This is a genomic window from Methylobacterium sp. Leaf469, from assembly GCF_001424745.1.
GTDB lineage: Bacteria > Pseudomonadota > Alphaproteobacteria > Rhizobiales > Beijerinckiaceae > Methylobacterium.
In genome coordinates, this window is record NZ_LMRE01000045.1 from 121,767 (window position 1) to 134,427 (window position 12,661).

Consider the following 12,661-nt stretch of genomic DNA (forward strand, 5'->3'; position numbering starts at 1 on the left):
GCCTCGCTCATTTCAGCCGGGTCGCTTCGGTCGCGTATCACGGCGTGCCGGCGCCCCCGGGGGTGGGGGCGTACCGGTGCCCCTGCAGATAGCCCAGGAGGCGTCCGTCGCGGAACGTCCAGGCGCGCCAATCCGCCATCCGGCCGATCTGTGCCGCTGCGAGTTCGTTGCGCCAGGCGACCACACCGTTCTGCCGCGTTGTCTCATCCACGAGCCAGCGGTCGACGGCCGGGATCGCCTGGGGACCGAGGCTCAAGGCGTAGTACGCGTCGAACAGCGTTCCCGCCCGTCGGCTGTGAGCGAGGTTGTAGTCGGCGACGAACCCGGCGACGTTGACGAAGGCGCAGGCGTAGAGGGTCGCGGCCAGGATCAGGCCATTGGCGGCGATCAGCCAGGTGTTCGTGCGACGCAGGGCGATGCGGGCGAGGATGAGGATCAGCCCGGCCCCGACCAGCCCCATCCACACGAAGGCGGCGGCGCGCGGCAGGGTGAGCGAGTAGGTTGCGACGTAGAGGTCGAGGCGCAGGAGCGCCGAGACCACGAGCAGCACGTTCTGTCCGATCCAGAGATAGACCAGGCCGCGGATCGTGCGGGACCCCTCGCCGGGACCGCCCGGACGGAGGGCCACGAGGACGAAGCCGGCGGCGAGCAGCGCCGTGAGAATCAGCGGGTAGGCCCCGCGATGGGCATAGGACGCGTAGGTGATGCCGGACGGTAGGGCGACGCCGCCCCAGAGGTAGGCGAGGTCGAGGCCGCTCTGGAGGGCGAACAGCAGGTTGAACAGGATCAGGCTGCGCAGGACGAGGGACGCGTCGATCCACCGGTTCAGACCCGTCGCAACCGTCGGGGGCAAAGCCGGGACGAAATTTCCAGGCCCCTGTCCACGAGCCATGACGCGGCGGGCGGTGACGAAGGCCCACGCCACCGAGAGCAGGATACCCCAGGCAAGCAGGCGCAGCGTATCGAGGTCGGCGGCGGGGATCGACCATTCCAGGTCCGCCAGCCACGCGTCGATGATCGGGTTGGCCGAGGCGAACAGGCTCGCGAAGAGGCAGCAGAGCAGCAGCGGCACGAGCCAGCCCAACAGCGAGGCCTGGAGGCGCTCCGTCAGGCGCCGCAGCGGGATCCGCTGCGAAATCGTGGCGAGATCCGGAATGAGGCGGAACGGCCCGACCACGAGGAGATTCCCGACCGTCAGCCCTGTGGATCGGACGCCCTGGCTGAATGCGCCTCGTATCCCCGCAGCGAACAGCGCCGTTCCGAAGATGCCGGACGTGACCGACAGGAGCCCGACACCCTCGACGAGAGGCAGCAACCCGGCAAGCAGGATCAGGATGGCGCCGCACCGGTCGCGCAGCGGGGCGCGCAAAGGATTGGCAACCGCCACGGCGAGGCCGAGCAGTCCGAGAAAGAGCGCGACGGAGATGCCGAGGTTGCGCTCATAGAGCAGCTGGTCGCCGACGATTGCGACGAGGGCGGCGAGGAGGAGCTTCGGGGCCGGATGCGCCACGGCGGGGGGGGCATCGGCCCAGAGGATGTCGGGGACGGACGAGGTGGGCGAGCGTATCTCAGCCATGGGCAGGATTCCCGGTGGGAGCCGCCGCGGGGCTGGCGCACCCACGACAGAGCCGCCGCGCCAGCCCCGGCGATCCGGAAGACCGGGCCGCCGGGATCGGACCCGTTCGTGCTCATCTGCGCAAGCTGAACCGGTACGGTGCAGCCCCGAGGGGCAGCCTGTGCAGCCGATCAGGAATCGCGTGCAGAATCTCTGCAGATCGTGCCCGGCCTGCTGGCGCGACGACACACTCTCGCAAGCGCCGTAGGCCTCCGTCAGATCTTCCGGCGCAGACGTGTCGCGAAAAAGCCGTCGAGGCCCCCCCGCTGCTCGGGGGTGGTGCCATCGAGGTGCGAGGGCAGCGTGCGCAGGTCGCCCTGGGCGTCGATGGGCTCGTACAAGCCGCCGAGTTCTTCAGGGGTGACAGGCACGCGCTCGAACTCGTCGGTGCGCTTGAGGAAATCCCGTACCTGGCGCTCACCCTCCTCCGGCTCCAGGGAGCAGGTGCAGTAGACGATCCGGCCGCCGGGCTTCACCAACATCGCGGCCCGGTCGAACAGGCGGCGCTGCAGGGCGGCAAGGCGCAGGATGTCGTTGCCGGCCTTGGTCCAAGCCACGTCCGGGTGCCGGCGCAGGGTGCCGGTCGCCGAACACGGCGCGTCGAGCAGCACGGCGTCGAACCCACCCGGCTCGTCTACTTCGAGGGCGTTGCCGACGCGAATCTCCGCCTCCAAGCCAAGGCGCCTGAGGTTTTCGCGCAGGCGTTCCAGGCGGGGGACGGACCGGTCGACGGCGACCACGTCCGCACCGGCTGCGGCGAGCTGCGCGGTCTTGCCCCCCGGCGCGGCGCAGAGATCCGCCACCCGCTCGCCGGATTTCACGGCGAGGAGCCGAGCGGGAATCGCCGCCGCGGCATCCTGCACCCACCACGCGCCCTCGGCGTAGCCGGGCAGGTCGGCGACGGGGGAGCGGATATCGTGCAGGCGCACGCTGCCCGTCGGCAGCACGACGCCGCCGAGGCGGTCCGCCCATTCGGCCGCCGCGCCTTTCACGGTGATGTCGAGGGACGCGCCCGCCAGATGGGCGGCGGCGATGGCCCGCGCCGTGTCCTCGCCGTAGGCGTCCCGCCAACGGCCGGCGAGCCAGGCCGGCGTGTTCTGCGCCAGGGGATCGCTCATCTCGGCCTGGATCTCGGCCCGCTCGCGCACGATCCGCCGCAGGACCGCGTTCACGAGGCCGGACAGGTGCAGGAGTTGCGGGTCGCCCTTGGCGATGCGGACGCCGAGATCGACGGCGGCGTGGTCCGGTACGTTGAGGTCGAGGATCTGGGCCGCCCCCGTCGCCAGCAGGGCAACGAGGCGCGGCTGGTCCTCCGGCAGGCCCTGCGACAGACGCGCGGCGAGGATCGCCCGCAGGAAGCCGAGGCGCCGGAAGGTGGCGGTGGCGATGGCCCGGGCCAGGGCCGTGTCGGCGGCGTCGAGTTCGGCGTGGCGCCCGGCCTGTGCCAGGGCGTCCTCGAGGGCGAAGGCGTGGGTGTTCGCCAGGAGATCGGCCACGGCGCCGTGGGCGACTTGCCGGGCGGCGAGGCCCGCGACGGTGCGATCGATGGCCGTCGTCGGCCCCTCCGCATTGCGGCGTATCGCCATGAGTCCCACTTTCCCAACACGGTGCCCGGCCCGGCCGGGTATCTTCGAGACAGCCCTTTCACCCCTCACCGCCGAGATGCAAGTCGTGATGCCAGTTTTGCCGATGCAGGGAGAGCCGGAAACCCCGAATCCGGCGCCGCGCCCGCCCCTCTCCCCCGCCGCTCGCCGGGCCCTGGCCGAGGCCGAAGCGCGTCGGAAGGACATCGACGCGCGAGCCGCCGAGATCGCCGTCGCGCGCGAGCGCCAGGGCCGCGGCGGTCTGGAGCCGGTTCGCTACGACGATTGGGAGATCAAGGGCATCGCGGTCGACTTCTAAGCGATCCGGAAGGCCGGATCAGCGAACCACGTAGACCGGCGTCCCGACGGAAACGCGGCTGTAGAGATCGACCACGTCCTGATTGTACATGCGGATGCAGCCATACGAGGCGTAGGAGCCGATGGAGTTCGGCCGGTTGGTGCCGTGGATGGCGTACTCCCCGCCCGAGAGGGTCAGGGCCGCCGAACCCATGGGGTTGTGGGGCGAGCCGCCGGCGATGACGTCGGGCAGGCGCGGGTTGTCGCGCTTGACCTCGCGGGGCGGCGACCAGGCCGGCTCCACGTACTTGCCGTCGATTTGGCGCGCGCCGGTCCATTGCTTGCCCGGCTTGCCCACGGCCACGGGGTAGCGGATCGCCGTCCCGTCGCCGTTGACGAGGTAGAGCCGGCGCTCGGCCGTGCGGACCACGACGGTGCCGGGACTCATGCCTTCGTCGAACGCCACGACTTCCCGTGCCGCGGCCGGCATCGCCGCGAGCGCACCGGCCACGGCCAGCACCCCGAATACAACCTTTTCGAATCCGATCATGAATCTCGTCCCCGTCAGCTTGACTTTGCTGACGACGACAATCGACGGCCAAGGTTGCCGTTCCGCTTAACGCCTGCCAGCGCCGGGGGATAACTGCGAAGGACTTGCCGTCACGGTAAAGGATCGTTCCTGCCGTTTCGACGCGAAGCAACGGGCTCTCGCAAGGTTCGATCAACCTTGACGAATTCAGCGCTCGATAAGATCCGCCGCCGTCGCGATCCGATCCTGCCAGCCGTGGCGGACGAGTTCAGGATCGGCATGCTCTTCGACGGGGAACCCGACGCACAAGTAGGCGACGAGGTGCCAGGCGCAGGGCACGTCGAGGACCGTACACACGGTTTCGGGTTCCAGGATCGACACCCATCCCACCCCGAGGCCGTGGGCGCGAGCGGCGAGCCAGAACGTCTGCACGGCGCTCACCACCGAGTAGCGCAGCATCTCGGGCATGGTGGCCCGGCCGAGGCCGTGGCCTGTCTCGGTTCCCTCGTCGCAGAATACCGCGAGGTGCACCGGCGCTTCGGTGAGCCCGGCGAGTTTGAGGCGGATATAGGCGTCGCGCCGCTCGGCGGCGTAGTCCGTCGCCGCCGCCGCGTTGCAGCGCTCGAAGCTCGCCGTAACGGCTCCGCGCCGGGCCGGGTCCGCCACCCGGACGAACCGCCAGGGCTGACTGTTGCCAACCGACGGGCTCAGGGCCGCGAGATCGAGGCAGCGGCGCAGGACGGCGTCGTCCACCGGATCGGTTCGGAAGCGGCGCACGTCGCGGCGCCACGCGAACAGGTCCGCGAGGGTCTGACGGAAATCGGCATCGAACTGGACCACGACCGATCGTCCCACGGCAGAGTGCGTGGGTCTGTCATAGACCGGGCAACGGGGGGACGGGCGAAAAAAAAGGCCGCGCTCCGGAGAGGCGGCCTGAAGTCCTTGGGTCTCGAAACCTCTGGAGTGTCGATTCGCGGAGGTCGGGCGGTACCCGAGCGCTGGGGAGCGTAAGTTTCGGGTACCGCGTCGACCGGCGGATGCGACGAGGTTCAGCAACAGGTCTGCCCTTCCAACGCGGCATGGGCAGGGCATCTTCACGGCGGAATGGTGGTGGTGCGCCGGCGCACCGTACTGCGGCAAGTTCGGCATGGCATCGGGCGTGACGTCGCGTCCCGTCCGCTCTGCCGGTTTACCCGCACTCCGATGATGGCGCCGCGACTCTTGCGGGAGCACCGACGCAGGACCATCATCGGGGTTTGGGCCAGCCGGAAACAGGAGCGACGATGAGCGAGCGGACAAGCGCCGAACCCAGATCGTCCGAGCCTGCGGCCCGGGTCATCCCTTTTCCCTTGGCGCCCGTCCCTCCTCAGATTGCGTTCGACCGGGCGGAGTTGCGCGTGCTGTTCAATCTCTACGGCCGCATGGTGTCGGCGGGCGAGTGGCGCGACTACGCCCTCGACTTCCGGCGCGACAAGGCGGTGTTCTCGATCTACCGGCGCAGCTCCGAGATGCCCCTCTATCGGGTCGAGAAGGACCCCAAGCTCGCCCGGCGCCAGGGTGCCTACGCGGTGTTGTCGGCGTCCGGGCTGGTGTTGAAGCGCGGCCAGGACCTCGCCCGCGTGCTCGCCGTGCTGGAACCGCCCCTGCGCGCCGTATAGGGGCTGGAGGCCTGCAACAAAAAGGCCCCGGCGGTTACCCGCCGGGGCCTTTCTTATGCTTGGTCCATTCGACTTAGCGGCGGTCGCCGAGCAGCGAGAGCAGCATCTGGAACATGTTGATGAAGTCCAGGTACAGGGTCAGGGCGCCGTTGACGGACATCTTGGCCGCACCCTCGGCGTCGAGGCCGCTGTAAAGGAACATCTCCTTGAGCTTCTGCGTGTCGTAGGCGGTGAGGCCTGCGAAGATCAGCACGCCGAGCACCGAGATCGCGAACTGCAGGGCCGACGAAGCCATGAAGATGTTGACCACCGACGCGATGATCAGGCCGATGAGGCCCATGATCAGGAACGAGCCCATGCCCGACAGGCTACGCTTCGTCGTGTAGCCGTAGAGGCTGAGTCCGCCGAAGGTGGCCGCCGTGATGAAGAAAACCCGCACCACGCTGGCGCCCGTGAAGACGAGAAGCAGCGAGGACATGGATGCCCCCATCACCGCCGCGAAGGCGAAGAAGGTCATGCGGGCGGAGGCCGCCGACATGCGGTCCATACGCATGGAGAAGATGAAGATGAAGGCGAGGGGCGCCAGCATGATCACCCACTTGAGCGGGCTCGTGTAGAGAAGCTGACCGAACGGGGTCAGGGCTACGCGGCCCGTCGCCGTCTGCGCGACGGCGGCCATGTTGAGGCCGAGCGCCACGAGACCGGAGATCCCGAGTCCGATGACCATGTTGTTGTAGACGCCGAGCATGAAGGTACGCAGGCCCTGGTCGATATCGACCTGGGTGCCGGCATACCCTGTCGGCTGGGCGCCGACCCGAAAGGGGCTGTTGTCGAATGCCATGGGAGTTTCCTTTGGAAGCTCTCTCAGCGTGTGATTTCAGGAAGGAGGCTCACGCACGGGACCTCTGGCACCATGAGTGCCTCGAACACAAATATGTTCCGTCCTCCCGCTTCGCACAAGAGGCCGGTTGAGCTTCACCCGTGGGAATCTCGACCCCAGGGGGGGCTGATTTTATTTGCGTTTTTCGGGATTAAAACCAAGCTCGTCAGAACTGTCGTAGGTAGGGCGCCGGCTTCTGCCCGAGGATGCGCCAGGTGCCGGCAAGCCCGAGCACGACGGCGAACACCACGGCGAGTGCGGCCGCGACGAGTGCGCCCGTAAGGTCGAGGGTGAATTCGAGCTTCATCACCCGGGTGACGATGACCCAACCGGCGAGCGTACCGGCCAGCAGCCCGAACACCGCCGTGGCGAAACCGAGCGCTCCGTATTCCAGAGTGTAGGCGGCGAGCAGGCGCCCGCGGGTGGCACCGAGGGTCTTCAGGACGACGGCGTCGTAGAGCCGGGCGCGGTGGCCGGCCGCGAGGGCGCCGGCGAGGACGAACAGGCTCGCCACCACGGCGATGCCGCTGGCGCCGCGAATGGCGAGCACGAGCTTGCCCACGACATCGTTGACCGCCTCCAGGGCCTCCTTGACCCGGATGCTGGTCACCGACGGGTAGGCGCGCGCGACATCGCGCAGGATGATTGCCTCGGTCTTCATGTCCGGTCCGGTCGCCAGGGTCAGGGTGGCGAGGTCCGAATGCGGCGCGCCCCGGAAGGTGCCGGGCGAGAACACCATGACGAAGTTGATGCCGAGGGACCGCCACTCGACCTTGCGCAGGTTCGCGACCTTGGCCGTCAGGGTCCGGCCCAACACGTTGACCGTGACGGTGCCGCCGACGGCGAGGTTGAGGCTGCGGGCGAGTTCGGCGTCGAAAGAGACCAGCGGCGTGCGGGCGTCCTCGGCATTCCACCAGGTTCCGGCGACGAGGCGGGAGCCTTCCGGGATATCCTCCGCGTAGGTGATGCCCCGGTCGCCGTCGAGAACCCAGGCGGCGTCCTCCGGCGGCTTGATCGATGCGGCGGGGACGCCGTCGATGGCGGTGATGCGCCCGCGCATCATCGGCACGCGCTCGATCTTGGCCCCCGGTGCCTGGGTTCCGAGGAAGGCGTGGAAACCCTGCGAATCGGCCGCTGGAATGTCGAGGAAGAACAGGTTCGGGGCCCGCGCCGGCAAAGAGTTGCTGAGGGTGTTGCGGACGTTGGCGTCGATGAGGCTCAGGGTGACGAGCAGCGTCACCCCGAGTCCGAGGGACAGGACGATGGCGGGCGTGAGCGCGCCGGGCCGGTGCAGGTTGGCGAGCGCCATCCGGGGCGCGGCCGAGCGCGGGCGCGGCAGGCGGCGGGCCAGCGCCATCAGCCCGAAGGCGACGATGCGAAGGAGGCCGAAGGCGATGGCGGCCGCGGCGATGAAGATGAGGGCGAGGCGCCGGTCGAAGGCCGTGGCGAGTGCCAGCCCGACGAGTCCCGCGAGGGCCGCAGCGAGGATCAGCTTGTAACGCCGGCGTGTCTTCACCGAGCCGGGATCGACCACGTCGCGGAACAGCCCGGAGACCGGGATATCGTGGGCGCGACCCAGGGGCAGGATCGCGAAGGCGAGTGCGGTCAGCAGACCATAGGCGGCCGCGAGCACGAGTTCGCCCGGCGCCAGAGTGGGGTTGAGGGGCAGTGGCAAGGACGTGTGGAACAGGGCATCGATGACGAAGGGAAGACCCGCGCCGAGGCCGAGGCCGATGGCTGTGCCGAGGCCGGCGATGAGCATCACCTGGGTCAGGTACAGGGCGACCACCTGCCCGCCCGGCGCACCGACGCTCTTCAGGGTGGCGATGGAACCGCGCTTGCGCTCGACGAAGGCCGCCACCGCGTTGGCGACACCGACACCGCCGACGATGAGGGCGGTGAGGCCCACCAGGGTGAGGAACTGGGTGAAGCGCTCGATGCTCTTGGCGAAACGCGGATCGGCGTTGGACCGCGCCCGCATCTCCCAGCCGGCCTCGGGCGCGGCGGCCGCGATGGCGGCGGCCCGGCGCTCGATGTCGGCATCGCTCGCGTCCGGCAACTGAAGGCGGTAGCTCCACCGGTTGAGGCTGCCTGGCTGGATCAGGCCCGTGGCATCGAGCGCCGCGCGGGAGACCAGCATCCGGGGGCCGAAGCCGATACCGTTCGCGATGCGGTCCGGCTCCGAAATCAGGGTCGCACGGAGCACGATGGGCGTTCCCGCCACGGTGATACGGTCGCCGATCTTGAGGTCGAGGCGGGTGAGCAGCACCGGATCGACCACGGCGCCGTAGGCCCCCTCCCCCTGGGCCACCAGGCTGGCCAGGGGAGCGACTGGATCTGTGACGAGTTCCCCGGTGGCCGGGTAGTCGTCGTCGACGGCCTTGAGTTCGACCAACGCCGCGCCCTTGTCGCCGGCGAGCGCCATGGCCCGCAGCGTCGTCACCACGCTGACGCGGCCCTGTGCTGTCAACGCGTCGCGCTCGGCCGGCGTCGCCTCGCGGTTGATCAAGCTGTAGGTCAGATCCCCGCCGAGGATCCGCGCGCCCTCGCGCCCGAGCCCGTCCGTGAGAGACCGGGCGATGGAGGCGACGCCCGCGATGGCGGCGACACCGAGCGCGATACAGGCGAGGAACACGGCAAAGCCCGCGAGACCGCCACGCAATTCGCGCAGTGCGAGCCGCAGGGTCAGAGGAAAGGCCAAGCCGGAATTGCGCTTCGCGGGCTGCGCGGGGACGAGGGTTCCGTGCATGGTCAGGCCGCCAGGGCCGCTTCGACCCGGCCAGAGCGCAGGCTCACGGTCCGGTCGCACAGTCGGGCCAGGCCCGGATCGTGGGTGACGAGGACCAGGGTGGCGCCCCGGTCGCGCTTCAGGGCGAACAGCAGGTCGACGATCTGGCGGCCGGTCGCCTCGTCGAGGTTGCCCGTGGGTTCGTCGGCGACGAGGATCGCGGGGTCCGGCGCGATGGCGCGGGCAATGGCGACGCGCTGCTGCTCGCCGCCCGAGAGCTGCGCCGGGTAATGGTGAAGCCGGTGGCCAAGGCCGACCGCCTCGAGTTCGGCCTTGGCGCGTGCATGGGCGTCCGGCTTGTCGGCCAGTTCGAGGGGCAGGGCCACGTTCTCCAGGGCCGTCATGGTGGGAACGAGGTGGAAGGCCTGGAACACGATGCCGATGCGCCGGCCGCGAAACCGCGCCAGGGCGTCCTCGTCGAGCCGTCCGAGATCGGTGCCCTCCACCACGATGGAGCCGGAATCCGGCCGTTCGAGGCCCGCCATCACCATGAGAAGGGTCGACTTGCCGGAACCCGAGGGACCGACGAGGCCCACCGCCTCGCCCTTTGCGACATCGAGGGAGATGCCGCGCAGGACATGGACGCGCGCCGCGCCGCGTCCGAGGCTGAGATCGAGGTCAGCCAGTGAAATGGCATGGGCGATGGCGTGCGGGTCGCGGACGGGGTCGGCCTTGCCGGACATCGATGGGAAACCGATCTGTAGGGAGTTGGGGTCGAAAGCGTCAGGGTCGAGGTTCATCCGGAATGCGTCGGTGCTCATTGTCACGTACCACCGAAATGGCTCCCGGAGCCGAGCGGTCACGTTTCGCCGATATGGTCCGTTGGGTCGCGCGGCGCCACATCCGCCCTCTGCAGGTCGTCCTGATGACACTCTTTGCCGCACTCGGACTGGCTGGAGCCCCGGCACGGACCGCCCCGGCCGAGCGGCCCGTCACTCTCGTGGCGTTCGGCGACAGTCTCACGGCAGGCTACCGGCTGCCCGGCTCGGCCGCGTTTCCCGCCGTGCTGGAGCGGGCGTTGCAGGCCAAGGGCCGCGCCGTCACCGTCGCCAATGCAGGGGTCTCCGGCGACACCACCACAGGCGGTCTCGATCGCCTCGACTGGTCCGTGCCCGACGGAACTGATGGGGTGATCCTGGAGCTCGGCGCCAACGACATGCTGCGCGGCACCGACCCGGCCGTGACCCGCAAGGCCCTGGAGACCATCATCACGCGGCTGAGGGCGCGCAACATTCCGGTGATGCTCGCGGGCATGCGGGCCTCGCCGAATCTCGGGCCGGACTACGTCGCGCGCTTCGACGCGATCTATCCGGACCTCGCCCGGGATCACGGTCTCGTCCTTTACCCGTTCTTCCTTGCCGGCATCGCCGGCGACAAGGCCTACAACCTTGAGGACAAGCTCCACCCCAACGCGAAGGGTGTCGAGACCATCGTCACCGGCATCCTGCCGAGCGTCGAGACCTTTCTCGACCGGGTACAGGCCGCGGGCCGCTGATGCCGCGGCTGTTCACCGGTCTGGAAATCCCGGCCGACATCGCCGAAACGCTGGCCCTGCGGCGCGCCGCCCTGCCGGGCTCACGCTGGATCGAGCCGGGCGACTATCACATCACCCTTCGGTTCCTTGGCGACGTGGACGAGACCGTGGCGGAAGCCTTCCACGATGGCCTCGTCGAAGCCCGGGCGCGCCCGCCCCTCGATCTCGTCCTCGATGGGCTCGGGGTGTTCGGGGGCGCGAAACCCCGTTCGATCCTGGCGAATGTCGCAGCGAATCCGGACCTTGCTGAACTTCAGGCCGAGCATGAACGAATCGCCCGGGATGCGGATGCAGCGCCCGACACCCGGCGGTTTACGCCACACGTGACATTGGCTCGCCTCAACCGGCAGGCGGATGCGTTCGCGGTGGCGCAGTATCTGACGGAAACGGGCGGTTTCCCGCCCCTTCGCTTCACCGTGAAGCGGGTGGCTCTGTTCTCGGCCCGCGCCTCCAAGGGCGGCGGACCCTACCTCGTTGAGGCGGCCTACCCCCTCGACGGATGATCGTCCGGCCGGTCAGGCCGGGCGGGGTGTCGCCAGCACCTTATCGATGCGTCGGCCATCCATGTCGACCACTTCGAATCGCCAGCCATGGGCTTCGAAATGATCGCCGGCCGACGGAATGCGCCCGAGCTGGAAGATCACGAAGCCCGCCAGGGTGGCGAAATCCTCTGTGTCCGGGTGTTCGGCGAAGGCAAGCCGCTCGAAAGCCTGCCCTGCCGGCATCATCCCGTCGATGAGGAGCGAGCCGTCCTCGCGCTCGACCACCGCCGGCTCGTCGCCGATCTCCGGGATGTCGCCCGCGATGGCCTCTAGGAGGTCGGTCTGCGTGACGATGCCCTCCAGGCTGCCGTACTCGTCCACCACGATGGCCATGCGGACGGGCTGGGCCTGGAAGATCTCCAGGACCGCCAGGATCGACAGGCTCTCGTGCACCACGATGGGCGGCTGGGTCGCGGCCAGAACGTCGATGGCGTTCCCATCGAGAACCTGATTGAGGAGGTCCTGCTTGCGCACCACACCGACGATCTCGTCGACCTGCGTTCGGCTGACCACGATCTGGGCATGATCGCACTCGCGCACGGCCTTCAGGATCGCCTCGCGGTCGTCGTCGGCATCGACCCATTCGACCTCGTGACGGGGGGTGATGATGTCCCGCACCTTGCGCTCGCCGATGGAGAAGATACGCTCCACCGCCTCCTGCTGCGCCTCGCGGATGAGGCCCGCCTCCTGGCTCGCCTGGATCAGGAGGTTCAGTTCCGCCGTCGAATGCAGCGACCCCTCGCCATGCCCGGCCTTGAGGCCGCACAGGCGCACGACGCCGTTGCCGAGCCCGTTGAGGAACAGGATCGCCGGACGGAAGATGAACAGGAACAGGCTGAGGGGCCGCACCACGGCCAGCGCCGTGCGCTCGCTGCGCTGAAGGGCGAGGCTCTTCGGAGCGAGTTCGCCGAGAACGATGTGCAGCGCGGTGATGATGACGAACGAGATCGCGACCGCGATGGTGTGGGCGGCCACCGCGCTTACGGAGTCCGGCAGCCAGAACAGAGCGGGTTCGATGAGGTGGGCCAACGCCGGCTCGCCGACCCAGCCGAGCGCCAGGGACGAGATGGTGATGCCGAGCTGCGTCGCGGCCAGATGCGCATCGAGCTGATCGGTGGCGCGCTGCAGGGCGGTGGCGTTGGTCCGGCGCTCGGTGACCAGTTCAGTCACCCTGCTCCTGCGGACGGAAACGAGGGCGAACTCGGCGGCCACGAAGAACCCGTTGGCCAGCACGA

12 protein-coding genes are annotated in these 12,661 nt (G+C 69.0%); 4 read left to right on the top strand and 8 right to left on the bottom strand.

Annotated features, from left to right (window positions below):
* Nucleotides 1–37: 37 nt before the first annotated feature.
* A complete protein-coding gene (locus tag ASG60_RS20650; RefSeq protein WP_056306669.1) occupies nt 38–1,576 on the bottom strand; it encodes a DUF4173 domain-containing protein in 1,539 nt (512 codons plus the stop codon).
* Nucleotides 1,577–1,830: 254 nt separating this feature from the next.
* Nucleotides 1,831–3,201, bottom strand: a complete 1,371-nt coding sequence (locus tag ASG60_RS20655; RefSeq protein ID WP_056387590.1) for an RsmB/NOP family class I SAM-dependent RNA methyltransferase — start codon at nt 3,199–3,201, stop codon at nt 1,831–1,833.
* 103 nt (nt 3,202–3,304) lie between these two features.
* Between ASG60_RS20655 and ASG60_RS20660 the strand changes: the two genes are divergently transcribed.
* Complete coding sequence (locus tag ASG60_RS20660; protein ID WP_056174397.1) at nt 3,305–3,517, top strand: DUF1674 domain-containing protein; 213 nt, start codon at nt 3,305–3,307, stop codon at nt 3,515–3,517.
* 18 nt (nt 3,518–3,535) lie between these two features.
* On the opposite strand, the gene ASG60_RS20665 is transcribed toward ASG60_RS20660, so the two are convergent.
* A complete protein-coding gene (locus ASG60_RS20665; RefSeq protein WP_056174396.1) occupies nt 3,536–4,045 on the bottom strand; it encodes a L,D-transpeptidase in 510 nt (169 codons plus the stop codon).
* A gap of 186 nt (nt 4,046–4,231) precedes the next feature.
* A complete protein-coding gene (bluB, locus tag ASG60_RS20670) occupies nt 4,232–4,864 on the bottom strand; it encodes a 5,6-dimethylbenzimidazole synthase (RefSeq protein WP_244473125.1) in 633 nt (210 codons plus the stop codon).
* A 443-nt stretch (nt 4,865–5,307) separates the two neighbouring features.
* Here bluB and ASG60_RS20675 point away from each other — a divergent pair, with 443 nt between their 5' ends.
* Nucleotides 5,308–5,682, top strand: a complete 375-nt coding sequence (locus ASG60_RS20675) for a DUF2794 domain-containing protein (protein WP_056387592.1) — start codon at nt 5,308–5,310, stop codon at nt 5,680–5,682.
* Between the two features lie 73 nt (nt 5,683–5,755).
* Here the strand turns inward: ASG60_RS20675 and ASG60_RS20680 are convergent, their stop codons facing one another.
* From ASG60_RS20680 to ASG60_RS20690, 3 genes are all read right to left on the bottom strand, one after another.
* On the bottom strand, nt 5,756–6,523 hold the full coding sequence (locus tag ASG60_RS20680) for a Bax inhibitor-1/YccA family protein (protein WP_056268553.1): 768 nt from the start codon (nt 6,521–6,523) through the stop codon (nt 5,756–5,758).
* A 205-nt stretch (nt 6,524–6,728) separates the two neighbouring features.
* Complete coding sequence (locus ASG60_RS20685) at nt 6,729–9,311, bottom strand: FtsX-like permease family protein (protein WP_056387595.1); 2,583 nt, start codon at nt 9,309–9,311, stop codon at nt 6,729–6,731.
* Nucleotides 9,312–9,313: 2 nt separating this feature from the next.
* The gene (locus ASG60_RS20690) at nt 9,314–10,033 is read right to left on the bottom strand and encodes an ABC transporter ATP-binding protein (RefSeq protein WP_056174979.1); all 720 of its coding nucleotides are present in this window, start codon (nt 10,031–10,033) and stop codon (nt 9,314–9,316) included.
* 182 nt (nt 10,034–10,215) lie between these two features.
* Between ASG60_RS20690 and ASG60_RS20695 the strand changes: the two genes are divergently transcribed.
* Together ASG60_RS20695 and thpR are read left to right on the top strand one after the other, a co-directional pair.
* A complete protein-coding gene (locus ASG60_RS20695; RefSeq protein ID WP_056174975.1) occupies nt 10,216–10,845 on the top strand; it encodes an arylesterase in 630 nt (209 codons plus the stop codon).
* On the top strand, nt 10,845–11,387 hold the full coding sequence (gene thpR / locus ASG60_RS20700; RefSeq protein ID WP_056174387.1) for an RNA 2',3'-cyclic phosphodiesterase: 543 nt from the start codon (nt 10,845–10,847) through the stop codon (nt 11,385–11,387). The genes ASG60_RS20695 and thpR overlap by 1 nt, the downstream gene beginning before the upstream one ends.
* 12 nt (nt 11,388–11,399) lie before the next feature.
* Here the strand turns inward: thpR and ASG60_RS20705 are convergent, their stop codons facing one another.
* Nucleotides 11,400–12,659 (bottom strand): hemolysin family protein, encoded by a 1,260-nt coding sequence (locus tag ASG60_RS20705; RefSeq protein ID WP_056174972.1) that lies wholly within the window; start codon nt 12,657–12,659, stop codon nt 11,400–11,402.
* Nucleotides 12,660–12,661: the final 2 nt, after the last annotated feature.

Bases quoted from the DNA above. Each gene is read 5' to 3' on its own strand.
- thpR (WP_056174387.1), top strand. From the start codon at position 10,845: ATGCCGCGGCTGTTCACCGGTCTGGAAATCCCGGCCGACATCGCCGAA.
- ASG60_RS20650 (WP_056306669.1), bottom strand. From the start codon at position 1,576: ATGGCTGAGATACGCTCGCCCACCTCGTCCGTCCCCGACATCCTCTGG.
- ASG60_RS20660 (WP_056174397.1), top strand. From the start codon at position 3,305: ATGCAGGGAGAGCCGGAAACCCCGAATCCGGCGCCGCGCCCGCCCCTC.
- ASG60_RS20665 (WP_056174396.1), bottom strand. From the start codon at position 4,045: ATGATCGGATTCGAAAAGGTTGTATTCGGGGTGCTGGCCGTGGCCGGT.
- ASG60_RS20690 (WP_056174979.1), bottom strand. From the start codon at position 10,033: ATGTCCGGCAAGGCCGACCCCGTCCGCGACCCGCACGCCATCGCCCAT.
- ASG60_RS20695 (WP_056174975.1), top strand. From the start codon at position 10,216: ATGACACTCTTTGCCGCACTCGGACTGGCTGGAGCCCCGGCACGGACC.
- ASG60_RS20680 (WP_056268553.1), bottom strand. From the start codon at position 6,523: ATGGCATTCGACAACAGCCCCTTTCGGGTCGGCGCCCAGCCGACAGGG.
- ASG60_RS20655 (WP_056387590.1), bottom strand. From the start codon at position 3,201: ATGGCGATACGCCGCAATGCGGAGGGGCCGACGACGGCCATCGATCGC.
- ASG60_RS20685 (WP_056387595.1), bottom strand. From the start codon at position 9,311: ATGCACGGAACCCTCGTCCCCGCGCAGCCCGCGAAGCGCAATTCCGGC.
- ASG60_RS20675 (WP_056387592.1), top strand. From the start codon at position 5,308: ATGAGCGAGCGGACAAGCGCCGAACCCAGATCGTCCGAGCCTGCGGCC.